Origin of the sequence: Streptomyces prunicolor (assembly GCF_045162825.1) — a bacterium.
Lineage (GTDB): Bacteria > Actinomycetota > Actinomycetes > Streptomycetales > Streptomycetaceae > Streptomyces > Streptomyces prunicolor.
Window position 1 is genome coordinate 5705865 of the sequence record NZ_CP108676.1, and the last position, 24423, is coordinate 5730287.

The 24423-nt window shown below is 67.4% G+C and carries 24 protein-coding genes; 12 read left to right on the forward strand and 12 right to left on the reverse strand.

Translation table 11 applies throughout. The features are described from left to right. Nucleotides 1-559 precede the first annotated feature (559 nt). The 3 genes from OG588_RS26260 to OG588_RS26270 are packed head-to-tail and all read left to right on the forward strand — an operon-like array spanning nucleotide 560 to nucleotide 3207. Entirely contained in the window at nucleotides 560-1420 is an 861-nt protein-coding gene (locus OG588_RS26260; RefSeq protein WP_405949429.1) for a TIGR04255 family protein, read from the forward strand. Continuing rightward, complete coding sequence (locus OG588_RS26265) at nucleotides 1417-2238, forward strand: hypothetical protein (RefSeq protein WP_405949430.1); 822 nt, start codon at nucleotides 1417-1419, stop codon at nucleotides 2236-2238. Before OG588_RS26260 ends, OG588_RS26265 begins: the two co-directional genes overlap by 4 nt. Nucleotides 2239-2259: 21 nt before the next feature. Next, nucleotides 2260-3207, forward strand: a complete 948-nt coding sequence (locus OG588_RS26270) for a hypothetical protein (protein WP_405949431.1) — start codon at nucleotides 2260-2262, stop codon at nucleotides 3205-3207. Nucleotides 3208-3441: 234 nt separating this feature from the next. Here OG588_RS26270 and OG588_RS26275 read toward each other — a convergent pair whose 3' ends face one another. Genes OG588_RS26275 through OG588_RS26285 form a run of 3 tightly spaced genes read right to left on the reverse strand, consistent with a single transcriptional unit; the run spans nucleotide 3442 to nucleotide 4710 of the window. Continuing rightward, entirely contained in the window at nucleotides 3442-3834 is a 393-nt protein-coding gene (locus OG588_RS26275) for a hypothetical protein (protein ID WP_405949432.1), read from the reverse strand. After that, the gene (locus tag OG588_RS26280; protein ID WP_405949433.1) at nucleotides 3828-4256 is read right to left on the reverse strand and encodes an ATP-binding protein; all 429 of its coding nucleotides are present in this window, start codon (nucleotides 4254-4256) and stop codon (nucleotides 3828-3830) included. The genes OG588_RS26275 and OG588_RS26280 overlap by 7 nt, the downstream gene beginning before the upstream one ends. A 46-nt stretch (nucleotides 4257-4302) precedes the next feature. Beyond that, nucleotides 4303-4710, reverse strand: coding sequence for an NUDIX hydrolase (locus OG588_RS26285; RefSeq protein WP_405953217.1), 408 nt, complete (start codon nucleotides 4708-4710; stop codon nucleotides 4303-4305). A gap of 110 nt (nucleotides 4711-4820) precedes the next feature. Here OG588_RS26285 and OG588_RS26290 point away from each other — a divergent pair, with 110 nt between their 5' ends. Both OG588_RS26290 and OG588_RS26295 read left to right on the forward strand, forming a co-directional pair. After that, nucleotides 4821-5609: a GntR family transcriptional regulator gene (locus OG588_RS26290; protein WP_405949434.1), complete on the forward strand. Its 789-nt coding sequence runs from the start codon at nucleotides 4821-4823 to the stop codon at nucleotides 5607-5609. Between the two features lie 14 nt (nucleotides 5610-5623). Further along, nucleotides 5624-5905, forward strand: a complete 282-nt coding sequence (locus OG588_RS26295) for a DUF3027 domain-containing protein (protein ID WP_366096068.1) — start codon at nucleotides 5624-5626, stop codon at nucleotides 5903-5905. A 75-nt stretch (nucleotides 5906-5980) separates the two neighbouring features. Here the strand turns inward: OG588_RS26295 and OG588_RS26300 are convergent, their stop codons facing one another. Then, on the reverse strand, nucleotides 5981-6823 hold the full coding sequence (locus tag OG588_RS26300) for an alpha/beta fold hydrolase (protein ID WP_405949435.1): 843 nt from the start codon (nucleotides 6821-6823) through the stop codon (nucleotides 5981-5983). A gap of 195 nt (nucleotides 6824-7018) precedes the next feature. On the opposite strand from OG588_RS26300, the gene OG588_RS26305 reads away from it, so the two are divergent. Both OG588_RS26305 and OG588_RS26310 read left to right on the forward strand, forming a co-directional pair. Then, nucleotides 7019-7738 carry an RNA polymerase sigma factor gene (locus OG588_RS26305; RefSeq protein WP_405949436.1) on the forward strand — a complete coding sequence of 240 codons (720 nt, stop codon included), beginning with the start codon at nucleotides 7019-7021 and terminating at the stop codon, nucleotides 7736-7738. Beyond that, entirely contained in the window at nucleotides 7735-8664 is a 930-nt protein-coding gene (locus OG588_RS26310) for a hypothetical protein (protein ID WP_405949437.1), read from the forward strand. The genes OG588_RS26305 and OG588_RS26310 overlap by 4 nt, the downstream gene beginning before the upstream one ends. Before the next feature lie 127 nt (nucleotides 8665-8791). Here the strand turns inward: OG588_RS26310 and OG588_RS26315 are convergent, their stop codons facing one another. The 3 genes from OG588_RS26315 to OG588_RS26325 all read right to left on the reverse strand — a co-directional run bounded on the left by OG588_RS26315 (nucleotide 8792) and on the right by OG588_RS26325 (nucleotide 11167). Beyond that, entirely contained in the window at nucleotides 8792-9415 is a 624-nt protein-coding gene (locus OG588_RS26315; RefSeq protein WP_405949438.1) for an NADPH-dependent F420 reductase, read from the reverse strand. A 122-nt stretch (nucleotides 9416-9537) separates the two neighbouring features. Beyond that, nucleotides 9538-10473, reverse strand: coding sequence for an SDR family oxidoreductase (locus OG588_RS26320; protein ID WP_405949439.1), 936 nt, complete (start codon nucleotides 10471-10473; stop codon nucleotides 9538-9540). 61 nt (nucleotides 10474-10534) lie between these two features. Further along, nucleotides 10535-11167 (reverse strand): NADPH-dependent F420 reductase, encoded by a 633-nt coding sequence (locus OG588_RS26325; RefSeq protein WP_405949440.1) that lies wholly within the window; start codon nucleotides 11165-11167, stop codon nucleotides 10535-10537. Between the two features lie 231 nt (nucleotides 11168-11398). On the opposite strand from OG588_RS26325, the gene OG588_RS26330 reads away from it, so the two are divergent. Then, on the forward strand, nucleotides 11399-12301 hold the full coding sequence (locus OG588_RS26330) for a LysR family transcriptional regulator (RefSeq protein WP_405953218.1): 903 nt from the start codon (nucleotides 11399-11401) through the stop codon (nucleotides 12299-12301). A gap of 97 nt (nucleotides 12302-12398) precedes the next feature. Here the strand turns inward: OG588_RS26330 and OG588_RS26335 are convergent, their stop codons facing one another. Genes OG588_RS26335 through OG588_RS26345 form a run of 3 tightly spaced genes read right to left on the reverse strand, consistent with a single transcriptional unit; the run spans nucleotide 12399 to nucleotide 20601 of the window. Then, the gene (locus tag OG588_RS26335; protein WP_405949441.1) at nucleotides 12399-13325 is read right to left on the reverse strand and encodes a hypothetical protein; all 927 of its coding nucleotides are present in this window, start codon (nucleotides 13323-13325) and stop codon (nucleotides 12399-12401) included. Between the two features lie 2 nt (nucleotides 13326-13327). Beyond that, the gene (locus OG588_RS26340) at nucleotides 13328-15073 is read right to left on the reverse strand and encodes a sulfite reductase flavoprotein subunit alpha (RefSeq protein WP_405953219.1); all 1746 of its coding nucleotides are present in this window, start codon (nucleotides 15071-15073) and stop codon (nucleotides 13328-13330) included. A 5-nt stretch (nucleotides 15074-15078) separates the two neighbouring features. Continuing rightward, nucleotides 15079-20601: a glutamate synthase-related protein gene (locus OG588_RS26345; RefSeq protein ID WP_405949442.1), complete on the reverse strand. Its 5523-nt coding sequence runs from the start codon at nucleotides 20599-20601 to the stop codon at nucleotides 15079-15081. 469 nt (nucleotides 20602-21070) lie between these two features. On the opposite strand from OG588_RS26345, the gene OG588_RS26350 reads away from it, so the two are divergent. Next, complete coding sequence (locus tag OG588_RS26350; RefSeq protein ID WP_405949443.1) at nucleotides 21071-21925, forward strand: helix-turn-helix transcriptional regulator; 855 nt, start codon at nucleotides 21071-21073, stop codon at nucleotides 21923-21925. 35 nt (nucleotides 21926-21960) lie between these two features. Next, nucleotides 21961-22419 (forward strand): hypothetical protein, encoded by a 459-nt coding sequence (locus OG588_RS26355; protein WP_405949444.1) that lies wholly within the window; start codon nucleotides 21961-21963, stop codon nucleotides 22417-22419. Between the two features lie 200 nt (nucleotides 22420-22619). Here OG588_RS26355 and OG588_RS26360 read toward each other — a convergent pair whose 3' ends face one another. Beyond that, nucleotides 22620-23072 (reverse strand): DUF397 domain-containing protein, encoded by a 453-nt coding sequence (locus OG588_RS26360; protein WP_405949445.1) that lies wholly within the window; start codon nucleotides 23070-23072, stop codon nucleotides 22620-22622. Nucleotides 23073-23147: 75 nt separating this feature from the next. On the opposite strand from OG588_RS26360, the gene OG588_RS26365 reads away from it, so the two are divergent. Both OG588_RS26365 and OG588_RS26370 read left to right on the forward strand, forming a co-directional pair. After that, complete coding sequence (locus OG588_RS26365) at nucleotides 23148-23315, forward strand: hypothetical protein (RefSeq protein ID WP_405953420.1); 168 nt, start codon at nucleotides 23148-23150, stop codon at nucleotides 23313-23315. Continuing rightward, a complete protein-coding gene (locus tag OG588_RS26370; RefSeq protein WP_405953220.1) occupies nucleotides 23306-23587 on the forward strand; it encodes a hypothetical protein in 282 nt (93 codons plus the stop codon). Before OG588_RS26365 ends, OG588_RS26370 begins: the two co-directional genes overlap by 10 nt. Here the strand turns inward: OG588_RS26370 and OG588_RS26375 are convergent. Further along, complete coding sequence (locus OG588_RS26375) at nucleotides 23574-24356, reverse strand: amino acid ABC transporter ATP-binding protein (protein ID WP_405953221.1); 783 nt, start codon at nucleotides 24354-24356, stop codon at nucleotides 23574-23576. The genes OG588_RS26370 and OG588_RS26375 overlap by 14 nt on opposite strands. Nucleotides 24357-24423 lie beyond the last annotated feature (67 nt).

Sequence of the window (24423 nt, forward strand, 5' to 3'; positions counted from 1 at the left end):
GCTATGAGCTTGGGAAGCTCGGGTTTCTTGGCGGCGGTTGCTGCGCTGACCTGCGGCGGAGTGGCGTTGGAGTCTTGGTTGCACCCGGGATAGGTACCCGCTGTTCCCCGTGGCTCCCCGCAGAATCTGACACGCGAATGGCACGGTCGCTTCGCCTAGAACGTCTCTTGGCGGAGCTGGGCCCCGGAGTGTCTAAGTCTCAGCCGACGACAGTCAGCCACGTTGGTGGGGCAGCTGACTGTGGAGGCGCGCGTGTGCCTCGCTGTACCCCCGTCGGCACCAGCCACGTTATTTGGTGTGTGCTGGCGACCTGAGCGGTGTGTGGGGCTGGTCTGTGACAAAAGCTCGCAGACATGCTCCACTCCCTGAACTCCTACCTCGGGGAGGCAACAGTCGTTGCTCTTGTGTCCGCTCGGTGGTCTTGTCGTGGTCGTGGCCTGAACCTTCCTGTCAGCCTCTGATCGATGGACTTTCAGAGCGTCACACAGGGCCAGCAGTGGGTACGCTAAGGGTGTGCAGCTAGTGTGCAGGTCCGTTCGAGACCAGGGAGGCGAGGCAGGTGACTTCAGTCCGCGGTTCAGACCCCGATGTGCCACTGGCCGGCTTGCCGTCTGCGGGTCGCGCTCTACTGCGTGATGCACCCGTTGAACTTGCAATTGCCGAGATTCGCTTCGCGAGTGTGGGTGAATCAGTTTCTACTGATGAAGCGCTTGCCATCAAAGAGTTTGCTGAAGGGTGTGGAATCGAGTTCACTTCCCTTGAGCCTGCTCAGAAGAATGAACTCCTTGTTGAAATTAGTGCTTCAGGGGCTAATCCTCAGGTTCAGGTGCGTGCACGAGGTTGGCAACTTGGGTGTGATGGCGGCCAATTGGTGGCGACGATTATGCCAGACTCGATCGTGGTCCAGACTTCACAGTATGAACGATGGAGCGTCAGTCTGCGGCCAGTTCTTGAGGCGTTGCTGGCCGGGGTAGAGGAAAATCTCAAGCCGAAGCTTTTGCATCGCCTTGGGGTCCGCTACGTGAATCGACTGGTAGATCTTGACGCTAAGTCTCCAGGCGCATGGAAGGGACGTATCTCCGACGCCTTCCTTGGAGCGATCCTCGACCCTGTTATTGGTGAAAAGGTCGCTTCCGCCCAGCAGCAGATTGAACTCTCGTTGGGCGTAGGTCAGGGTGCATTGATTAGGCATGGAGCGTTTCGCGACGCGGCTGCGCAAAATTCCGTCAGCTACCTGATGGATATCGATGTTTTCGATGCTTCGACCCGTCGATTTTCCAGCTCCGACATCATCAATACATGTCAGCGTCTCAACCGTACGGCCCTTTCGCTTTTCAAGCAGGCTATCCAGCCAGATTCATGGAAGGTAGTAGCGGAGGAACATCTAGACAGCGAGCGCGAGACTAGGGGGGAATCGTGAATGCAGCGATGGTGGCAAGGCAGTCTGGAGAGCAGCACACGGGTCAGGTAGTCGAACTCTCCAGCTTGGATGAGAGAGCTAGAGATTCTCAGGGAGTCGAAAGTACTTCTGTTCAACTTCCAGGGCTTGCTAACTCAGTCCTGCGAGACGTGATGGCAAAGTGGGATACGACGCTCACGCCAGCTGTTCCGCTCCTACTGATGCCTCATCTCAGAGTGACTGCGCATCCGTGTGAGCTGCATGTTGAAATCGAGCGGTGGGCTGGACGAAAATTTGCCTGGATCAGCCCAATTCTCGGTCAGGAGATCCCAGAGGGTGACCCGGAAGCGGGAGGTGAGCAGGCTGATACTTCGGCCGGTGAAACTGCGGTTGAAGCCGTAATCGAAGCAGCAAAACTGCTGGGACTTCCTGTTCGTGATGTTCTCGTTGCCGCCAGCATTGCGCATCGAACCTTTTATTCATGGCGAGGAAGCAGTGTATCGCCAAGGCTGGCTAGTCAGGGGCAACTCTGGGCGCTGGTCCAGGCCGTCAGTGACCTTCGCGAGATTATGGAAGACGATCTTCCACTATGGATCGCTGCCGACCCTCACAGGCGCGAAGCTCTCCTAGCTGGAGACTTTGACGCCCTGATGGGTGAGATTCTGGAACGCAAGGCTCAGAGTGGCGAGTACAGTCGGTCCCTGGTCGGCATCGATATGATGGATGCAGTTGGCCCCGAGTACCCTGATGTTCCCGATGTGAAGCCGCAGCGATTGAGTGGGAAAGTCGCTAAGGCGAAGTCGGGTACTCGTGTTCGAGGGAAGGATCGTCCGCGTTAAAGCGGCTATACCGGAGACGAAATGTCAGATTCGGCCGAAATTCCAAAGTTTGAGGACGAGGCGGGCGATGATTTTGAGACCCTGGACTCGTTGATTCCTGAGGATTGGTCTGACGACTGCGTTGTCTCTTTGGATGCCTGGAAGCAGGGTGACCTGCTTCCAGGTTGTACCTTGCCATGGGCGGCCCCATCTGGTTTGGACCCGGTTACTGGGGTTGACTCAGGTACGGATTCCGATGGGGAATCCGCCCCTGTTAATTGGGTGCATATTTCAGTCGAAGATTTCCGTTGTGCTTGGGCGATCGTTACTAGCCAGACGTGTGATGTCGCTGCCGTAGGACCTGGTGCAAGGCATCCTTTGGTTCAGGTTAGCCCGGTGGTCCGTATACCCAATATTTCCGATAATCGTCGTGCGGCTATTGAGGGGCACGAGGTGACGCACCTCGTTGCACTCACTAGACCGCCAGGCGAAGGGTTTTGGGTGGCCGACCTCCGGATCAACTTTCCTGTAAGTAAGCAACTTCTTGTAGTCAACGATCCCGTTGCGGCTTTCGCGAGCGAGCGGGATGCGCTTGACTTTGCCGAACATGTGGCCTCTCGCCTTCGGCGGCCCTCCCTGCACGACATGGTGAGCGACGTCATGGTCAGGTCCATTAGTCAATATATTAAGAATGTCCAAAAGGGGGAGCCTGATTGGTGGGAGTGGGTCGAACAGTTGCGTGTATTGATCACGGGTGAAAGGCTTAATCCGGAGTCCGTGCAGCTAGTTGTAGTGCAGCAGGAGAAACTCGAAGCGTCGCAGCGAAAGATCTGGCGAGATTGGGCGACTTCGTTTCGTAAGGAGTTGCGTGCGGCCGGGATCATTCTTACTCCGGTGCATTTCACAACGCTCGACGCTATGAGTGCTCGGCTCTACCGCAACTCAATTCCGCTGCGTGTGCTTGAGTTGCGGCGACCTCATACCTGGTAGATCGGTCGTCGCGTCGCAAGGTGAAGGGCATGGCATTGCTCAACGGAGGACCCACTACTGGCCGCCCAAGCCACTGTGTATCTTCGGTCTTCGGGCGGCTGGATGACTGAGGGCGTGGCCCGGCCCCCGGCCGGGCTGGAGCGGGGCGGAGACAGGAGCGCAGGCCCGGCCGGGGGCCGGGCCACGCGCGGGGAGCGGAGCGAGCCGCCTTGAACCAGTAGAGAAAGTTGTAACTCAGTCGGTCGTTCGGGGCGTGTGGGGCTTGAAGTCGTATGCGCATGTGGGGAGTTCTGCGGTCTGACGGTGCGCCAGCGGTAGGAAGGTCACTGGGCTTACGGTCCAGGTGATGAGTGTGCGGGCGTGGATGACGGACACCGTCCAGGGCACGCGGCGCAACAGGGCCTGTCGGGTGTTGACGCGGTGGTCGTAGAGCCGTTCCCATGCCTCCTGGGAAGCGTCGGAGTCGAGTGCCGGTGAGATGGTGCGCAGGATCTCGGAGACCCAGTTGTTCGCCTCGGTCTCTGTGTAGGCGTCGTAGGAGCCGAAGAGCGTTGGCGGCTGGCCGTCGTCCAGGTGTCGGGTCCAGCACTCGCACCAAAAACCTGGGTCGATCGTCGTGCTCAGCACGGGTGCCCTCCTCGTCGTACGTCCGTGAAGAGTTCCGCGGTGACGGTGTGACCGCCGTCGCTGTCGTGGACCACGACCCGGTGTGCGATGGCGTTGACCATGCCCAATCCCCGGCCGTGCTCGGCCTCCTGGTCCTGGTGCTCGGCCTTCGGAGCCGTCCCGGCGCCCCCGCCGTCCGTCACCGACAAGGCGACCACCTGCGAGGACACCGCTAGCGCCAGATGGAAGCTGCCGGCCTCTCGCCCACTCGCCGTGTGGAGGATCGCGTTCGCGCTCAGTTCGCTCACGATCAGTTCTGCGTCTTCGGCCAGGGGTGAGCCACGCAGGATGTCGCGGGTCCAGCGCCGCGCCCGGCTGACCTCTTCGGGGAAACCTGGGCAAGTGAGTCCCCAGACCCGCGCAGTGCTCGTATACTCGTGCATACAAGTTCCTTCGTGCTGGTAGGCCGCCATGTGCAGCGGGTTCGGGCTAGACGAGTTTCACGCCGTCGTGGGCGCGGATGGCCGGCGGGGACGCCGCGTCGAGTGCGTCCAGGACGCGGATCGCGTATGCCTCGTCGGCGAGTTCGGATACTTCTTCGCGGGTGGCCCAGCGCAGTGCGCGGGTCTCGTCCCCGGTGGTGGGTGTGCCGTCGGCGGCCTGGCAGCGGAAGACCAGGGAGACGATCAGGCCGGTCATGTTCTTGTAGACGCCGGTCAGGGTGGCACCATCCGCGATCTTGATGCCGGTTTCTTCGAGGACTTCGCGTTGGAGGGCCTCGGGGATGGTTTCCTCGCGTTCGAGGACGCCACCGGGGGGTTCCCACTTGCCGTTGTCGCGGCGCTTGATCAGGAGGGCGCGGCCGTGGTCGTCGACGATGACTCCGGCGACGCTCACGGAGTGCGGACGGTCAGTGCTCACGTTTCTCGGCCCTCTCGACTGGCTGCGTTTCCCACCGTAGCAACTACGCTTGGCCACTTGTCTAGATATCTAAAGGAGTACTCGAAGTGACCTCTGTGCCGTCCGGGATTCTTGGCGATCTCGATCCCACGAGTGATCGTGCGGTATTCCGGCAGATTGCCGACCAGCTGCGCGAGGCCATCGACCGTGGCCGGTTCGGGGAGGGGGACAAGCTGCCTTCCGAGGCTGACCTCGTCGAGCATTACGGAGTGTCGCGGATGACCGTCCGTAACTCCTTCTCCGTCCTCCAGGGCGAAGGGCTCGTGCATGCCGAGCATGGGAAGGGTGTCTTCGTGCGGCCCCGGCCGCCTGTGCGGCGGCTTGCCTCCGACCGGTTTGCTCGGCGGCATCGCGAGCAGGGCAAGTCCGCGTTCATCGTCGAGGCCGACGCCGCCGGCGGTCATCCCCAGGTCGACAGTCTGGAGGTCAAGGAGGAGAAGGCCAGCCAGGACATCTCCACCCGGCTCGGTTCCGTACGGCGCGTGCTCGCCCGCCGGCGTCGGTATCTGCTGGACGGGAAGCCAGTCGAGTTCGCCACCTCCTATCTGCCTCTCGACATTGCTCGCGGGACGCAGATCGCCGAACTCAACCCCGGGCCCGGCGGCATCTATGCCCGCCTCGAAGAACTCGGCCACCATCTCGACCACTTCGACGAGGAGATCCGCGCGCGGATGCCCTCGCCCACCGAGGTCAAGACGCTCCGGCTCGCCGCTGGCGTACCCGTCATTCACCTCATCCGGACCGCGTACGACAGCGAAGGGCGCGCCGTGGAGGTTTGCGACACGATCATGGCCGCCGACGTGTACGTCCTCTCCTATCAACTCCCCGCGACCTGAGCACGGTTCGCGTCATGGCTGGCAGTGCGTGGACGGGTGATGATCGCGAACACGACGATGCGTGTCACGAGCGCTGGTTGCAGGTGCAGCACAGGCCTACTCGCCAGCCTGGATATCGGGATGAGTGGTACGACGCGCAGTGCGGCGGGTGTCGGTTCTGGATCGCGTTGAGTGGGGAGTTGGGGCGGGACTGGGGGGTCTGCACGCAGGCCGGGTCGGCGTTCGACGGGCGAGTTCGTTTCGAGCATGACGGTTGTGGTCTGTTCACCGCCCGGGAGGACGGTTCCTTCGGCTGAGTGCCGTTGATCGTCATCTGCAGCAGGAAGGCCCAGGTCATCGACCTGGGCCTTCCTTGTACAGCTGAACCAACCTCAGTCCATCTCCCCAGGCTTCACCACCGTGCTCACGAAGTCCCCGATCGCCCCCAACGTCGCCCCCAGCGCCTCGATCTGCGGGAAGTGGGCCGCGTTCGCGATCGGGGCGAAGTGGCCGTTGGGGAAGGAGTCGGCGTAGCCGCGGCCGTACTTGAGGGGGGCTATGCCGTCCTCCTCGCCCCAGACGACCAGGACCGGGATCGTGACCCGGTGGAGGCGGGCGCGGAGTTTCGGGTCGTAGGTGAAGTGGGCGCCGCCGTAGATCGCGAGGGTCTGCTGGTTGGCGGCTCCCGCAGCTCGCTGTTCGTCGGTGAAGGACGCGAAGTCGGGGCGGAACTCGGCGTTGGCGAAGGAGAGTTGGCTGATGTCGGAGGGGGCCATCGTGCGCGGGTCGACGACGCGGTTCTCGACCATGTGGGCGTGGATGCCGACGGCGTTCAGGAGGGTGAGCGTGCCGATGCGGTTCTGGTTGTCGCGGAGCGCCATTTCTGCCGCGATCCAGCCGCCTATCGAGTTGCCGATCACCATGACGCCCTTGAGGTCCAGCGTGTCGAGCAGGTCCAGGTAGGCGACGGCCAGGTCGGCGACGGTGTCGAAGTGTTCCGGGCGGGGCGTGCCGTCGAAGCCGGGGTGGGTCGGCGTGACGATGTACGCGTGCTCGGACAGGGCGGAGGAGATGCCTGCGACCGTGCGCGGGCCGGCGCCGCCGTGCAGGACCAGGACGCCGGTGCCTTCGGTGTTCTCGCCGAACTCCTGGATGGTGACGGAGAGTCCGCCGGGGAGGGCGACGGTGCGAGCGGGGGTGGGGGTGGGGGTGGGGGTGGAGGCAGGGGTGGTCATGGTGAGGAGTCCTTGTCGCTTGTTCTCGCTTGCTGAGAGCTGGCTCTCATTAAGGTAGGGGGTGGACTCTCTTTATGCAAGTTCACTCTCATGATGGGGGTTGTGTAGTGGTGAGGGTGGGTGCGCGAACGCTCTTGGGGGTCGATGACAAGTACAGGGCGAGACCGTCGTCCGGCGGTCGGAAACGGAGACTCGGTGAAACCGGATGAACCAGCTGAACCGGGTGACCGGCGACGTGGCGGCCTCCGCCGTCGCCACCGCCGCGACAACGACCAGCGCGGCACCACTGCCGAACGCGGTCACGACACCGAACGCGGTCACGACGCCGAATACGGCCACGATGTCCAACACGGCGACAGCGACGCCCAGTTGGCCCGGTCTGCGCACGGCGACTCGGCAGCCTTCACCCACCTCGTGAAGGCCCACTCCTCCGCCCTGCACGGCTACTTCGCCCGGCGTATGCCCGCCGCGTCGGAGGATCTGCTCGCCGAGACCTGGTTGCAGGCGTTCGCCGCGCGGCGCACGTTCGACCCGGCGCGGGGTTCGGCCCGGGGCTGGCTGTTCGGGGTCGCCCACAACGTGCTCGCCCAGCATCTGCGGCGGGCGGGGCGGACGGAGCCCGCGCCGGGGCCGGATGTCACCGACCCCTGGCAGGTGGTGGACCAGCGGTTGGATGCCGCCGCGATGGCTCCCGCGCTGCGCCGGGCACTTGCCGAACTGCCCCCTGAGGAGCGGGAGTTGCTGCTCCTCATCAGCTGGGAGCAGCTCACCCCGACCGAGGCCGCCGCCGTCGTGGGCATCCCGGCGGGCACCGCCCGTTCGCGGCTGCACCGGGCCCGCGGCCGACTGCGTGACCGGCTCACGCTGCCCCGCCCGGCGGGGCGGAACCTGACCGCGATGGGAGACCTCGCATGACCATGTACGACGACACGGAGGCGAACGGTATGAACGAGCGAGGCGCACTGCTGGACTTCCCCGGTGCCGATGAACTGGCGACGGCGGGGCACGTCGACCCGCTGTCCGAGCGGGCGTTGGCCAGGGTGCTGGCGGAGGTCGAGGCGGCCGTAGCGACGGAAGGGGTGGCCGGAGCGAAGGTCGGCGTTGCCACCGTGACGCCGATCCGGCGGCTGACCGGGCGCCGCCGGGCGCTGATCGGGCTGCTGACCACAGCCGCGGTGGCGACCGGTGTGGTGACGTACGCCAACAGCGGTGCGACCTCGGCGGGTACGGGCACGCACGGCGAGGCGCGTGTGAACACCGCGTCCGTCTTCCTCGACGACATCTCCACGGTGGCCGCCAGCCAGTCGGTCTCCTCGGGGAAGTACTGGAGGGACCGGACGACGGTCGGAGACTCGTATATCTCGCAGTCCATGGACCAGTACTTCGTGATCAACGGCAAGACCTCCAAGAAGGGGCAGCACCCCGACTGGCAGCTCGGGCCGAAGGACCTCGACTGGAACGGGCTGAGCCAACTCACCACCGACCCGGCGAAGTTGCTCGCGCTGCTGCAGACTCCGCCGCGGCCCAAGAGCATCTCGCCCTTCGACCAGGCGGCCAGCCTGCTCACCGAGTCCCCGGCCGGCCCGAAACTGCGGGCCGGACTCTTCAAGGCGATGGCCGGGCTGAAGGGCGTCAAGCTGGTCGGCCAGGTCAAGGACAGTACTGGGCGTGGTGGTACGGCAGTTGAGTTCGCCGAGGCCAAGAGCGTCGGCCGGGTGATCGTCGACCCGAAGACCAGCGCGATCCTGGAGTACACCTTCACGTGGACCGCGGGGCCCAGCAAGGGCAAGGTCACCCACCACACGGTCCTGTCGGCGGGCTTCACCGACAAGATCGGCTGATCCGGAACGGGTGGGCGAGGCGAACGGGTGGGCGGGGGCGTCCTCTCCTCGCCCACCCGTGTCGGCCGGATGCGGATACCGGATGGCCGTGTCGGCCGCCGAGGCCGAGAATCCGCGGGAAAACGGCTCAGCCGGTGAATTCGTCGACGCCGAGGGCGAAGTCCCAGTGGCCGACCCCGTTGTTGGCGAGGCTCACCGTGACCAGGCCCATTCCTTCCAGCCAGTGCGCCATCTTCAGGCCGCCGGCGTCCCGCGGGCGGAGCCCGAGGCTCTCGATGAATGCCCCCACGTCCGCTTTGGCCTGTGCGTTGTCGCCGGCGATGAAGACGTTGGGCCGGCCCTTCTCCAGGACGTTGCGGAAGATGGTGTTGAACCCCTTCACCACGCTGGCGCCGGCCGGGGCCACCTTGGCGACCTCCTGCGCGACCGAGGTTTCCTCGCTGTGTGCCAGTCCGTCGAACGTGGCGTTGAAGGGGTTGCTGATGTCGACGATGACCTTGCCCGCGAGGGCGTCCCCGTACTCGGTGACGACCGGGACGACGCCGGCGTACGGCAGGGCGGTGATGACGATATCCCCGGCCGGGACGGCGCCCCACTGGCCCGTCGTCGCGCCGTCGCCGAGAGCCTTGGCCAGGTCGGCGGCCTTGGACTGATCGCGTCCCATGACCTCGACGGTGTTGCCGCCCGCCACCGCGAGCGTGCCGATGGTGCGGGCCATGTTTCCCGTACCGATGAGGGTGATGCTGCTCATGAGGGGTGCTCTCTTCCTGTGAATTGGCAGATATCCGAATCGGGTATCTGAATGAATTGACGGGTATCCGAAACGGTGAACCCTTGCCATTTCCCGACTCGTTGTGATTCTGGTCCCAGCCGTCAGCCGGCGGGGAAATAATGGCCGTTGTCCAAATCGGCGAGCAGGCCGGCCTGAGCGGGTTCCCAGCCGAGAGTCCGGCGGGTGATGAGATTCGACGCCGGGTAGCTCTGCGTGACTATGTTCGCGAGGAATCCGAAATATCCCGGAACCATCAGGATGTCCGCGGGAACGCTGACGACGGGCAGGCCCAGACGGCTGCCGATGGCCTCGGCGATCTCGCGGAACGGGATGCCCCCGTCCCCGACCGCGTGCCAGTACTTGCCGGCCGGCCCCTTCTCCAGCGCCAAGCGGAACAAGGAGGCGACATCGCTGATGTGCACGGCGTTCCACAGGGTCGCGCCGTCGCCGGGGTAGCCGACGAAACCCTTCTCCTTCGCGAGCGCGATCAGCACGGGGAGGAAGCCGGCGCGATCGGTCGTGCTGTGCGCGATGTTGGCGATCCGCACGATCGAGGACCGCACCCCCTGCTCGGCGAGGCCGACCACGGTGGTTTCCACGACGTTGCGAACCCGCAGGGTGCCCTTGTACTCGTCGCCGCTGGGAAGGGCCGGGTCCTCCTCGGTGACCGGTCGGCCCAGGTCACCGCCCGAGCCTATGCTCCCCGCCGCGACCAGCGGCTTTCCGGTTCCCGCGAGTGCCTCGCCGTACGCGAGCATGATCGGGAGTTCCGCGGCGGCCACGGCGTCGAGCCCCCCGGAGGGGAGCAGGTCCTGCCGATGCGCGACGTGGATGACGCCGTCGGAGTCCGCGGCCGCTTCCTTGAGCCCGTCGAGATCCTGGAGGCTGCCGCGACGTACCTTCGCGCCGAGCGCGGACAGCGCCGCCGCGGCGGTGTTCGACCGGGCCAGGCCGGTGACCTCGTGCCCGGCGGCGATGAGCTCGGGGACGATGTACGAACCGGAATGGCCGGTCCCGCCAGTGACGAAAACGCGCATGATGCTGCTCCTTGTGGGTGCGGTCAGTTGAGGCGAGTGCGGCCAGTTGAGGCGAGTGCGGTCAGCTGAGAATGCTGACGCCGAGGGAGAAGTCGGTGTGCTTGACGGAGTGGGCGACGAGGCCCAGTTGCAACAGGGCGACGTTCTCCAGCGCCCGCGCCATGGGCAGCTTCCCGGTGTCCATCGGGCGTAGCCCCAGGCTCTCGATGAACGCCGAGACGCGTGCCTTTGCCTGCTCGTCGTCGCCGGCGATGAACACGTCCAAGGTGCGACCCTCGGCCGGGCCGGCCGCCAGAACATGGGAGAACAGGGTGTTGAACGCCTTGACGATCTGCGCGCCGGCGGGGGCCGCCTTGGCGATCTCCTGCGCGCCGGAACTGCCGTTGGGGGTGACGAAGCTCTGGAAATCGGGGGTGATGGGGTTGGTGATGTCGATGATGACCTTGCCGCGCAGGGCGTCCCCGTACTCGCTCACCACCGCCGCCGCGGCGCCGTACGGCACGGCGAGGACCACGATGTCCCCGGCCGGGGCGGCGCCGGCCGTCCCGACCGTGGCGCCGTCGAGCGCGGCGGCCAGTTCCTTGGCCTTGGCCGGGTCGCGGCCGATGATCTCGACGGCGTTGCCGCCGGCCAGCGCCCGGCCGGCCAGGGCGCCGGCCATGTTCCCCAGGCCGATGATGCTGATGCTGCTCATTGGTGTGCCTGCTTTCCGCAGCTGGGCCCTGCTGGCAAGTTCCGCTGCCGAATTCTCGTGCCGAATTCTTGTGCAGAATTGTCGTGCCGAATTCGCTTCGGTCCCATGAGGTACTTATTCGGTCCCATGAGGTACCTATTCAGGCTGCCATTTTCCTGAGCCGGCGTCCAAGACTTCTTTTGGTGGTGGTGATACCCTGAATGCATCACCAGGCCGGGAGGCGCCATGGATCTGGATCTGGACCTGCGCAAACTGCGTTACTTCGTCGCGGTGGCCGACCGATTGCACTTCGGCCGCGCCGCCGATGAGCTGCACATCGCGCAGCCGGTGCTCAGCCGGCAGATCCGCGCGCTGGAGCAGGATCTCGGCGCCTCGCTGTTCATCAGAGATCGCCACGGAGTGGCGCTGACCGACGCGGGTCGGCAGTTGCTGGCCGACGCCGGTCCGCTGCTCGCCTCCACGCACGCGGTCCGCCGCCGGGTGTCCGTGGCCGCTCGCGGCAGTCGGCGGCTGATGGTCGGTTTCCGGGCCGGCATCCCGGTCACCCCGGCGACGCGAGCGTTCGAGGCCCGGCACCCGGACGTGATCGTGGACGTGCAGCGGATCGAAGAGGACGACCAGGCCCCGATGCTGCTCGACGGCCGCATCGACGTCGCCTATGTGCGGCTGCCCATCGACGAGACCGGCCTGCGCGTCACCCCGCTGTACACCGAGCCGCGGGTGGCGGTACTGCCCGCCGGGCACCGGCTGGCCGGCAAGGAGGAGCTCACCGAGGCCGACCTGGCCGGCGAACCGCTGGTCTGGCACGCCGACCCGAACACGCAGCCCACCAGGCGCCCGCACCCCAACGCCGGGTACCTGGTGCGCGGGGTGGACGAGACGCTTGAGCATGTCGCGGCCGGCCGGGGCATCTCGTTCCTGGCCCGTTCGGCGTCCGTGTTCTCCTCACATCCGGACGTCGTCTATGTGCCCATCCCGGATCTGGCGCCCGACCAGGTGTGCCTCGCGGTGGCGGCCTCGCGCACCTCGCCGATGGTCGATGACTTCTACAGCGCGGCTCAGGCGGCGGCCGAGATCACGGCAGAATGCGGGAACTATGAAATGTGGCAGCTCGGAGGCGATGCCATTTCCTAGTGCCAGGCGTCTTTCCTAGTGCTAGCCGACAGTGAGCGAAGCCGTCAGATCCTCGCGCTAGCCGTCAGATCCTCGCGCTAGCCGTCAGATCCTCGCGCTAGGCGTCAGGGAGCGAAGCCGCCAGATCCTCCCACGCCGCGTGCACGTCCTCCCCGACCATCCCGAACTGCGTGATGACAGCGACGCATTGACCGTCCGCGTCGTCGAGTTCGAGCGCCGAGGTCGGACCGTGCGCCGCCGCGGAACGCACGAGATGGCACGCCCGGACACCCGCCAGGTCGATCTCCACCGAGCTCTCCGCGAGTGCCGCGAACACCCGCCCGCCCACGGTTCGATCGGTGACGTGGACGCGACCCGCGCACGCCTGCATGGCCGCCGGCGCGAACACCGCGACCCCGATGGGCAGTCCGACGGAGCAGACGTGGTCGAGCACCGATGCCACCACGTCGATCTCGATCGGCCGGTGTTCACCACCGCGATAGCGGTGGAACGTGGCGCGCCGGGACACCCCGCCATCCGTCAACACCGCGTCCAGCTGGGCGAGTTGATCGCCGTCCTCCCAGGTCGGAACCTCGGGAGCCGTCGACGCTACGGCCGCCCGCGCGCCGGCGTGGACCGTGGGCGCCAGGCCGACCAGCAGTCGGTCACCCTCGGACAGCAGCCGCCCCTGATGCACGGTCCGGCCCGCCGCGTCGAGCAGGCGCAGCGTGACCGAGTCCGTGTCGCCGTCCCGCGCGACCACCGCCGTGTCGATCCCGGCGCCGTCGATCCGCAGCGCGATCGAACCCGGCCGGACGGCGAACGCCTCGCCGCGCAGGCTCGGTTGGGCGTAGCTGCCCGCCTGGTCGATCCGGGCGACCGGCCCGCCGGTGACCGCCTGGACGTACTGGAACAGCGTCAGACAGCGCGCCAACTCCGGCATCCGCGCGTCTATCAACCGCGAACTGCCGCTACGGCCAACGCTGTTGTTGCCGCCCCGTCGCCCGCAGCATCCCTCGAACCCACAACCCTGCTGGTCGGTCATCCTCAGTACACGTCCCGTACGTAGCGCTTGGCCCGCCGCAAATCCGCGAGATACTCCGCCGCGTCGTCGTCCCCGCGTCCGCGCTGCTCGGCCACGACACCCAGCAGCGCCGTCTCCACGTCCTTCGCCATCCGCGAGGCGTCGCCGCAGACGTACACATGCGCGCCGTCCTCCAGCCAGCCGTACAACTCCCTTGAGCGTTCCCGCATTCGGGTCTGTACGTACACCTTCTCGGCCTGGTCGCGGGAGAACGCGAGGTCGAGTTCGGTGAGCACGCCGCGCGTCCGGAGTTCGCTCAGCTCGTCCTCGTAGACGAAGTCGGTCTCGCGGTTGCGGTCGCCGAAGAACAGCCAGTTGCGGCCGGAGGCGCCCCGCGCGGCGCGCTCGTGCAGGAAGCCGCGGAACGGTGCGATGCCCGTGCCGGGGCCGATCATCACCATCGGGGCGTCGTCGTCCGCCGGGACGCCGAACGAGGCGTTGGGCTGCACGTATATGCCTACGGTCGCGTCCTCGCCGCCGACCCGATCCGCGAGGTACGTCGACGCGACGCCCTCGTACCGGCGTTGCCCGGCGCCGTAGCGCACCGACGCGACCGTGAGGTGGATGCGGTCCGGGTGGGCGAGCGGGCTCGACGAGATCGAGTACTGGCGGGCCTGCAACGGCCTTAGGAGAGGGAGCAGTTCGGGCAGGGTGGGTGCGGTGGCGCGGTCGGTGGTGCGGAGGAGGTCGAGGACGTCTCGGCCCCACAGCCAGGAGTCCAGGTCGGAGCGGGTGCCTTGCGCCACCACCGCCGCCAGTTCGCCGGACGGGGCGCGTTCGGCCAGCTCGGCTATCAACTCCTTTGAGGGGGTGCGGATTTCGCGTTCCGTGCGCAAAAGCCGCGCAGCCTCCTCGTCGCCGGTCGCGCCCAGGTGCTCCAGCAGGGCGCCGACCAACTCCTCGTCATTCAGCGGTACGACGGCCAGCGCGTCCCCCGCCGCGTAGGTGATGCCGCTGTCGCCGAGGTCGAACTCGTAGTGGCGGATCTCCTTCGCGCTGTGCGGGGCGGAGAGGAGCCGGTTCACCGCGAGGCGGGAGCGGTACGGGTTGCGCTTGTTCCAGGTGGAGTGGGGGCGGGGAACAGCGGCCCCTTCGCTACTGCTGCGCGGCTCGCCCGGCTCGCCCGTCGCGCCTGTCTCCGCCACCAGTCGGTCCAGGACCGTCGTCGTCCACTCCGCCGCCGGGTCCTCGAAGTCGACGTCGCAGTCGACGCGTTCGTGGAGTCGGCCCGCCCCGAGTTGTTCGAGGCGGGTGTCGATGAGTTTCGCGGCCTGGCAGAAGTCGTCGTAGCCGCGGTCGCCCAGGCCGAGGACGGCGTAGCGCACTCCTTCGAGGCGCGGTGCCGTGTCGGACTGGAGGGATTCCCAGAACAGGGCCGCGTTGTCGGGGAGTTCGCCCTCGCCGTAGGTCGAGGTGATCACCAACACGTGCGACATGGCGGCCAGTTGGTCGGGGGTGACCTCGTCGAGCGCGGTGGCGGTGCCGCCGAGACCGCGGGTGCGGGCCGCGGCGACCAACTCACCTGCCAGGAACTCCGCGTTGCCGGTCTGGGTGCCGAACAGGACGTCGATCGTGGCCGTGGGCGCGGTGGCCGACGCGCTCTCCCGGCGTCCGGCGGCCGCGATGCCGGCGATGAACCCGGCCAGCCACGACTCCTGTTGGGCGGAGAACGGTGCGTCGGCCGGGATGAGGGCACCGGTCGGGGGCATGAGGGTCACGCGGTCACCGTCTCGGTCGGGGCCTGCGGGATGCGGGTGTGGCGGGCGGCGAGGTCGTCGAGCGCCGCCGTGGCGAGCAACTCGTCGAAGCGGGCGGCGCGTACGCGCTCCGCGTTCTTCGTGTGCTGGTGGATGATCCAGCCGTAGGTGCCGGGGGCGTCGACGCTCAGGTTGTTGCGCTGGCGGAGGGCGCGCTTGTAGTCGTCGAGGCGCTTGCTCGCGATCAGGGTCGCCAACTCGCCGTCGTCGAACCGCTCCAGCGTGCCGCGCAGGTACTTCACCACCCGCTGCTTGACGAAGAAGTCCTCGGTGAGGACGAGGTTACGGACGGCCTCCGTGACCCGTGGATCGTCCGGTCCGCTCGCGCCCGGCACCCGCTGGAGCGCCAGGTCCTGTGCGACGCCGAGCACCGTGTACGACGACAGGAGGGAGAACATGTCGTCGCTGCCCTGGTCGCCGAAGGCCGGTGCACGGCCGCCGAGTACGGTCCGGTGGTCGCGGTAATCGACCTTGAACGCACGGAGTTTGTCGGTGGCGATCGAGGTCGCCAGTTCGTCGAGCAGCTCGTTGCGGGTCGCCGCGGCGAGGATCTCACCGGCGTCCTGGTAGAGGAGCAGTGACCGGGGCATCCCGCAGTACACGTACTGCCGTTGAGCCTCCCAGTCCGCCAACAGGCGTGCCGCGAGCGGGGAGTTGGTCGCCTCGACATGCCAGGCCAGCAACAGTCGTACGGCCTCCTCGTGGAAGGCGCCGTGCGCGGTGCCGGTCACCGGGAACACGAGCAGGGAGTCGGCGCTGACGCGGTCGGCCAGTTCGCCCGACGGGTCGTACTGGTAAAGGAATCCGCCGCTCATGCCGTTGCCGAGGCCCTTGCCGAAGCCGCCGAGGTTGAGGACCGTACCGCCGGTCATGTACTCGCAGCCGAAGTCGCCGAGGCCCTCAACCACCGCCGTGGCACCGGAGTTTCGTACGGCGAACCGGTCACCGGCCTCTCCCTGTACGAAGGTTCGCCCGCCCGTCGCGCCGAACAGCGCGAAGTTCCCGACGAGGACGTTCCCGCCGCGCTCGGTGCTGCCGCCACCCGGGGCGCGGACCACGATCCGGCCGCCGCTCTGGCTCTTGCCGACGCCGTCGTTCGCGGTGCCGGTGTGTTCGAGGGTGATGCCGTCGTTGCAGAAGACGCCGTACGACTGTCCGGCGGAGCCGGTGGTGCGGATGCGGACCGCGTCGTCGACGAGGCGGCGGCGGCCCCGGTCGTCGGTGGTGAACGCGGGGGAATCGGGGGCCTGTTGGTGGTTGAGCAGGCGTTCGATGTCGATGGAGAGCTGGCCGCCCACCGACTTGTCGCTGTTGCGGAGGTGGATGCCGTCGACGAGGAGGGTCGGTTCGCGTCGGTCGACGAGTGCGGTGCGGACGCGTTCGATGAGGGCGTCGTCGGTGGTGAAGTCCTTTTCCAGGTACTCCGGTTCGGCTATGACCTTCTCGGGCACGCGGGCGAGCAGGTGCCGTACGTCGAGGCGGCCCACGCTCGCCGGGTGGTCGAGGAGTTGGAGCAGGTCCGTACGGCCGCGCGCCTCGCGCAGTGACCGGAGCCCGAGGCGGGCGAGGATCTGGCGGACGTCGTGCGCGATGTTGAGCAGGTACTGGGCCAGCGCGCGCGGATCGCCTTCGAACGCCTCGGAGTTGGTGGTGAGACCGGCCGGGCACTTCACGTTGCAGTTCTTCGCCATGACGCAGCCGAGCATCATGAGCGCCGTCGTACCGAACTCGAAACTGTCGCCGCCGAGCAGGGCCGAGGTCACCACGTCGCTGCCCGTCTGGTGGGCGCCGGAGCAGCGCAGGACGACCTTCTGCCGCAACCCGTTCGCTACGAGGGCCTGGTGGACCTCGGCGACGCCGATCTCGGCCGAACGGCCCGCGTACTTGAGGCTGGTGACGGCCGCCGCGCCCGTACCGCCGGTGTTTCCGGCGACGTTGATGACATCCGCGCCCGCCTTCGCGACACCGACCGCGATCGTGCCGATGCCCTCCGAGGACACCAGCTTCACGATGACCCGGACGCGCGCGGCCTTGCAGTCGTGGATGAGCTGGGCCAAGTCCTCGATGGAGTACGTGTCGTGGTGCGGGGGAGGGGAGATGAGCTCGATGCCGGGGGTGCCGCCGCGGGCCGCCGCGATATCGACGGTGACCTTCGGCGCGGGCAACTGGCCGCCCTCGCCCGGCTTCGCGCCCTGCCCGATCTTGATCTCCAGCTCCTGGAGCATCGGGTCGGCGAGATAGCCCGCCCAGATCCCGAACCGTCCCGACGCGAACTGCTTGATCCGGGAGCCGCGGATGGTGCCGTAGCGGGACCGATGTTCGCCACCCTCACCGCTGTTGGACATCGCGCCGACCATGTTGGTGCCGTGCGCGACGGCCTCGTGCGCGGTGGCGACGAGTGCGCCGTGGCTCATCGCGCCGGAGGCGAGGGCGCGGGTGATCTCGTGCGCCGGTTGCACGTCGGGGAGTTGGCGGCTGGCGGGGGCGCCGTGGAGGAGGGTGAGGAGGCGGGCGGCGGTGCCGGTGGCCGTGACCTCGATGCCTTCGGTACCTACGGCGACCGTCTCGACCTCGCCCAGGTGCGCGAGCCCCTCGGCGAGGGCGGCATGACGCGCGGCGGCGTCGGGACCCGGTGTGGTGAGGCGCAGCCGGAAGGTCGAGTCGGTCACGGTCTCCGCGGTGACCCCGCGAACTGTGATGCCGGCGTTGCCTGTTGTGGAGAACCGGCCCAGCTCGCGCGCGAACTCCTCCGCCGTGCGCAGCCCCGTGACATCGGCCGGCAGCGCGAGCACGTCACGCAGTGCGGAGGGGCGGCGCGAGCGCTCCTCGTGCGTGGTCCGCAGGAAGGCGCGGTACCCGGGCGTGATCCGGAATGCGTCGATCTCGGCGTCGCTGAGCGCGTCGTAGCCGGTGTTGCGGTAGGCGGCGTCGGTGATGCCGAACGCGTCGTCGAGCTGCCCGAGGGTGAGGAGGCGGAGGCCCTCCGGGTCGCTCTCGCGCCCGAACTCCGGGCGCTCTTCGGCCATGTCGCCGAAGCCGCGCACCGCCGAGACGCCGAAGGAGTGCCCGGCGCCGTCCGACCGTTCCTTGAACAGGCCCAGCAGCGGCACCTGTTGCTCGGTCTCTACGGCGCGGGCCCGCTCGTGCCACTCGGTCGCGGCCTGCGCGATCCGCGCGAACCCGACCCCGCCGACCGGGGCGTCCATGTGCGGGAAGGCCCGCGCGAAGACGTCGTCGCGGGTGTCGAGGTAGTTCGGTTCGAAGAACGCGCCGCCGATGTAACTCTCGGCCGTGCACAGCCCGACCCGCCCCATGGTCTTGGCGAGGGCCTTCTCGGCGGCCTTGCGGAACCGTGCCAACGCCCGGTCGGTCTCGGTGACTTCGCCCGCGGGCGCCGGTGCGCTCGGGTGCTTCTCCTCGGCGCGCAGTCGCGCGCTGAGGCTGTAGACGGCGGAGGCGCCGAAGCCGAGCGCGGTGGCGACATGGTGCGAGGACGGCAACTGCCCGCTCTCCGCGACGATCGAGACGCGCAGCCGCAGCCCGGTCTCGATAAGCCGCTGGTTCACGGCGGCGACGGCGAGGATGACGGGGAGCGGCGCGCGGGTGGAGGAGATCGCGCGGTCGGTGAGGACGGCGATGCCGCCCTGCCGGGTCGCGAACTGCTCGACGTCGTCGCAGAGTTGGGTGAGCGCGGTGCGCAAGGCATCGGCGTTGGCGGTCTCGTCGCCGACGACCGGGTCGTAGAGCATGTCGAAGCGTTCCAGCGGGACGATGCGCTGGTCCCGTAGCCGGACCATGTCGAGGTGCCCCAACACGGGGGAGGAAACGACGAGTTGGCGTCCGTCGACGCTGCCCGCACTCCCCGTGCCGTCGGGCTTGGGGCCGAGGGCGACGCGCATGCTCATGCCGTCGGCCTCGCGGATGCTGTCGAGCGGTGGGTTGGTGACCTGGGCGAAGCGCTGCGAGAAGTACTTCGCCATGCCGCCCTCGGTGTCGCTGAGCGCGTTGATGGCGTTGCCGTAGCCCATCGCGGAGATGCGTTCCGAGCCGTTGGCGAGCATCGGGTCGAGCAGGAAGCGGAAGCTCTCCTGGTTCAGCGAGTACGCCACGTACCGTCCGGCGAGGGCGAGATCGCCGTCGTAGCCGAGGGTGGTCGTGCCGCGGTAGTAGTCGGGGGCGGGGAGGTCGTCGAGGTTCACCCGTGCGGCGTCGAGGAGTTGGGAGTACGGGCGGCGGGTGGCGAGGGCGTCGAGGACCTCGCGGGTGCGGAGTCGGCGCCCGGTGCGGTGGTCGACGACGAGCATGCCGCCGGCCTCGATCCGCCCGCGATGCACAACTTCCCCGTCCGGGAAGGCGACTTGACCAGCCTCCGAGGCCACCATCAGGTACTCGGCGGTCTCGACGGTACGGAGTGGGCGCAGCCCGAGCCGGTCGAGGCGGGCGCCGATGACGTCGCCGTCGCTGAAGATGACGGCGGCGGGTCCGTCGTTCTTCTCCTCGTAGAGCGAGAAGTATTCGAGCATGTCCCGTACGGCGTCGGGCAGGGTGCGGTCGTTCTCCCAGGCGGGCGGCATGAGCGACACGACGGCCTCGACGAGGTCCAGGCCGTCGTCGAACACCCGGCTCTGAAGCGTCTGATCGAGCCGACTGGAGTCCGATTGCCCGGGTGGGCGAACAATGCTCCGGGTCCGGGCGCGGGCGAGGGCCTCGTCGCTCAGCCGGTTCTTGCGGTCGGTGTTGAGCTCGCCGTTGTGTGCCATGAGGCGGAAGGGCTGCGCCATGGTGGGGTGCGGCTCGGTGTTGGTGGAGAACCGGGTGTGGAAATAGAGGGAGCGGACGGAGTGCCGGGGGTCGAGGAGATCGCGGAAGTACCCAACGATCTCACCGGAGTTGAGGCGCCCCTTGAGCACCTGGGTCCGGGCGCTCAGCGACAGCGGGTACAGCCCGGCGTAGGTGTCGTCGGCGTAGGCGACGGCCTCGATCGCGAGCAGGGCGCGGTGGGCGGCGGCATCGGCATCGGCGCGCGTCCAGTCGGCCGGGGCGCGGAACACCCACTGCACGATGGGCAGTTGGTGCGGCTCGGCGGCGGGGCGGGCGACGCTGTGATCCACGGGGACGTCGCGGACGAGCAGTACGTCGAAGCCCTGGTCGGCGATGCTGCGGCCGACGAGGTGCAGGGCGGCTTCGGGACGGTCGGAGTCGGTCGGCACGAAGCAGTTGGCGACGCCGAAGTGCCCGGCGCGCAGCTCCTCGCCGGTGAGCGCGCTGAAGAACTCCACCGACAGGTCGACGCTCACTCCCGCGCCGTCGCCGACGCCCTCGGCGGATTTCCCGCCCCGGTGCGGGATGGCGCGGAGTGCCTCGTCGCCCTTGACGATGACGTCGTGGCTCGGCACACCGTCGAGACGGGTGAGGAAGCCGACGCCGCAGGCGCTGTGGTCGCGGGCAGGGTCGTACAGACCGAAGGTGGAGTGATTCACGGGCCCGTCCTGTGAGCGGTTTTGGCGGAGGACGGCCAGGCTGCGTCGGTGGAGCGCTTGCCGCGGGCGGACCGGTGGGTGGTCGGGGCCCTGAGTGGTACGAATGGGAACGGTAAGGCTTACCTAACTTTTCTCGCAAGTGGGTGAGGCTGTCGGGGTGATGTCCTGACCTGGGTGAATCCCCTTCTGGCGTGATGTTCGACACATTTTACGCGGTGTCGCTCTAGTGGTCGATTAGACATGTGGCTTTTAGGGAACATTCATATCGACGGCCTCTATCGGCCTGCACCCATTTGAGTGGAACCTATTCGAAAACAGCTATCCGGCTGTGGCTAGGTGCTACTTGCCTCGCGAGCTCGTATGCTGAGGCTGGGCCGGCGCTGCGGCGCTGTGCTCGACCATGCCCGAATGCGCTGGTCGCGCGGCAGGCAGATCTGAGGCGCGGTCAGTGCGTCCCAGAAGGAGCCCAATGCCCACTGCCACGGACCCCAGTCTGAACCGCCGCAAGCTGCGGCTCGCGCTGAAGGCTGCGCGAGACAAACAGGGGCTGACTCAACGCGATGCCGCAGACGGTCTTGAGTGGTCACTGTCAAAAGTGATCCGTATCGAGGCGGGCACGGTGAGCCTGTCCGTCACTGATCTCCAGGCGATGCTCCGCCTGTACGAAGTGACGGACGGCGGGGTCGTCAAGGAGCTTGAACAGGCGGCACGCGGCAGCAAAGGCCAGTCGTGGTGGTCGGACTACAACGACGTCATCGCCCCTCCGTTCGCCCAGTACCTGGGCTACGAGAACGCGGCGGACAGCATTCGCACGTACCACCCCACGCTCATCCCCGGCCTGTTGCAGACCACGGACTACATGACCGCGTTCTTCCGCGCCTCCCCTCCGTCCACGCCCCGCGCACGCAACGTAGACCTCCGCACGGCCCGACAGGAACGCGTCTTCTCGGAGGACGGCCCGGCTGTGAACGTGATCGTCGACGAGTCCGCACTGCGGCGCCTGGTGGGTGGCACCGGCACCATGCGCGGGCAGCTGACACACATCAAACAGCTTGCCGCCGAAGGGAAGATCGGGTTGCGGGTGCTGCCCCTGAGCGCGGGCGCCCACGCGAGCCTGGAGGACAGCTTCCTGCTCCTCGGTTTCCACGACGACGAGGACGTGCTGTACGTGGCCGGACCGGGCGGTGTGCTCACCAACCGGGACAACCGCGAGATGGTCGCGCACTACCAGGAGTGCTTCGAGGATCTGACCGACAAGGCATTGAACCCCGAAGCCTCAGCCGCGTTCATCGACGATCTACTCGACCAAATGAACCGTTCCTGAGCATTGCGGACCAAGCACCGACGGGGGCACAGGCCATGGCGAACGTGAAACGGAGGCGCAAGGACCGGCAGTCCGGTCCGAGCAACGGCCGACCACCCACCACGACGGCCGGTCGGGAACGTCCAAGTCCCCCGCACGACCCGTCGGTGCTCGGCTCTCTCACGGCCCAGGGCATCACCAGTGACGACGCCTGTTCACGGCTGCGACGTCTGCGCGAGGGTGACGCGGACAACGCCATACGGCGCAGAAGGGCACACACGAATGACCTGATAAGGGTGCTGCGCAACCTGACAGCGCTGGCCGTGTTCTCCTCGGCGACGCTGACCCTGGTGGCTTACGCGGGCATCCGGATGGGCATTCCGCCCGAGGCGTGCGTGGGCGGCAGTTTCAGTGCGGCCATCCTTCTCGTCAGGACTTTCGCGAAGGCGTTTGAATCGGTACGGCCCTCCCTGCCGGACGCGCCAAGAGACCCACCGTCCACCGATGAGCAGTAGCCGGTGCCCGTGCCCACCACCAGCCGGCCCCCGCGGCCGTCAGCACGAGGACCAGCGCCCACACCGCAAGACGTACCACCGCGGTCCCGCCGACCAACGACGCTCCCGCCCCCGCCGCCGCGGCGATCAGGCCGGTCACCACGCAGTATCTCGCCAGTTCTCCACGGCCGGTCTTCGGATGCCCGGCGGTATCGGCTGGATCACAACTGTTCATCGCTGCCTCCGGCAGGCTCTCCCCTGCCGAAATACGCTAGCGCGACTCTCCATGTCGGCAAGGAGAACCGCAGCACATCGCGTTCTGGGCGCTTGGAGTCACGAACCCGGATCTCGGCCGGGAGGTTCGCGACTTCGCAGCATTCAGTGTTCGCACCGCTGTAACTGCTCTTCTGCCACGCAATCTGGCCATTCCTCGCAGCCAACACCGCCTCCTCCTGAGGGCCTGCCACCTGCACGTACTCGCGAACGGCCCACAGGCCAGAGGTAGGCCACAGTCCGGGCAGGAGAAATCCCCCGAGGGCCCGCCGCGCGCACTGAGGTTCTACCCATCGCTCCCGCCGCTCAACAGGTTCATGTAACGCGCCCAGGACTTTTCGCCACTTGCCAGTTCGAACAGCCGTGGTGCACAGGGGACTTGAATCAACCCCGGTCGTCATCTGCGAGACCGGCACACCGTGGTCGCCTTCGCCGGTGGCAGACCGGCCCGCGACTCCGTGCCCGATGCTCAACTCATGGACGAACAGCCGAAGTTGGACGAGTTCCTGAAGACGCGCCGTTCGGACCTGTACGACGCAGACTGGGCGAGGAAGGCCCGGGACGTGGTGGGAAGCCGCGGCTCGCCGCCGGGCGGCATCCGGATGATCCCCTGCTGGCCGCACTCATCGGCGAACTGGCCATGAAGAGCGCGGAGTTCACCGCGATGTGGTCCGAGCACCGGGTGCGGGAGTGGGACCTCGCCACCTACCGCATGCACCATCCGATCGTCGGCCGCGTGCGGCTCAACCTCCAGACCCTCAACGTTCCGCAGGAGGAGGGGCAGCGCATCGTCGTGGCGACCGCCGACTCCGGTACGGCGTCGGAGGCGGCGCTGCGACTTCTCGCACAGGTGGCCGCCGAGACCGAACACCGAAGAACGGAACCCATCGACGTCGCCGAACTCACGCGGTGCTGATCGCCGCGAAGAACCGTTCCAGGCGCGGTTCCCCCGAGTTGTCGAAGACCGTCGCGGGCGGACCCTGGACGACGACGCGGCCCTGGTCCATGAAGACCACCCAGTCCGCGACCTCCCGTGCGAAGCGCATCTCGTGGGTGACGACGACCATCGTCGTGCCGTCGGCGGCGAGTTCGCTCATCACCGAGAGGACCTCGCCGACGAGTTCGGGGTCGAGGGCCGAGGTCGGTTCGTCGAAGAGGAGGACGCTGGGGTCCATCGCCAACGCCCGGGCGATGGCGACCCGTTGCTGCTGACCCCCGGAGAGCTGGTGCGGGTACTTGTGCGCGTGGGCGTCCATGCCGACCTTGCGGAGCAGCTCCCGCGCCCGGCCTTCGGCGGCCGACCGGCCCTCGTACAGCCGCTGTTGGAGTGGGGCGAGGGTGATGTTCTGGAGGGCTGTCCGGTGCGGGAAGAGGTTGAAGCGCTGGAAGACCATGCCCACGCGGCGGCGCTGGGCGGCGAGTTCGCGGTCCCGGCCGCCCATTGGGCGGCCGTCGATCTCCACGTTGCCGGCGTCGGGCTGTTCGAGGTGGTTGAGGGTGCGGACGAGGGTCGTCTTGCCCGAGCCGGAAGGGCCGATGACGGCCACCACCTCGCCGCGGTGCACATCGAGGTCCACGCCGTTCAGGACGGACACCGCGCCGAACGACTTCCGCAGGCCCCGGGCGCGCACGACCGCCTCGCCCTCGTGCGGGGTGCGGGGGCGGGTCCGCCTCGGTGCGGCCAGGACCTCGCTGCCCTCGGGGACGTGGCCAACTGCCGCTTTCGTACGGCGTTTTCGCACGTCGAGGCGG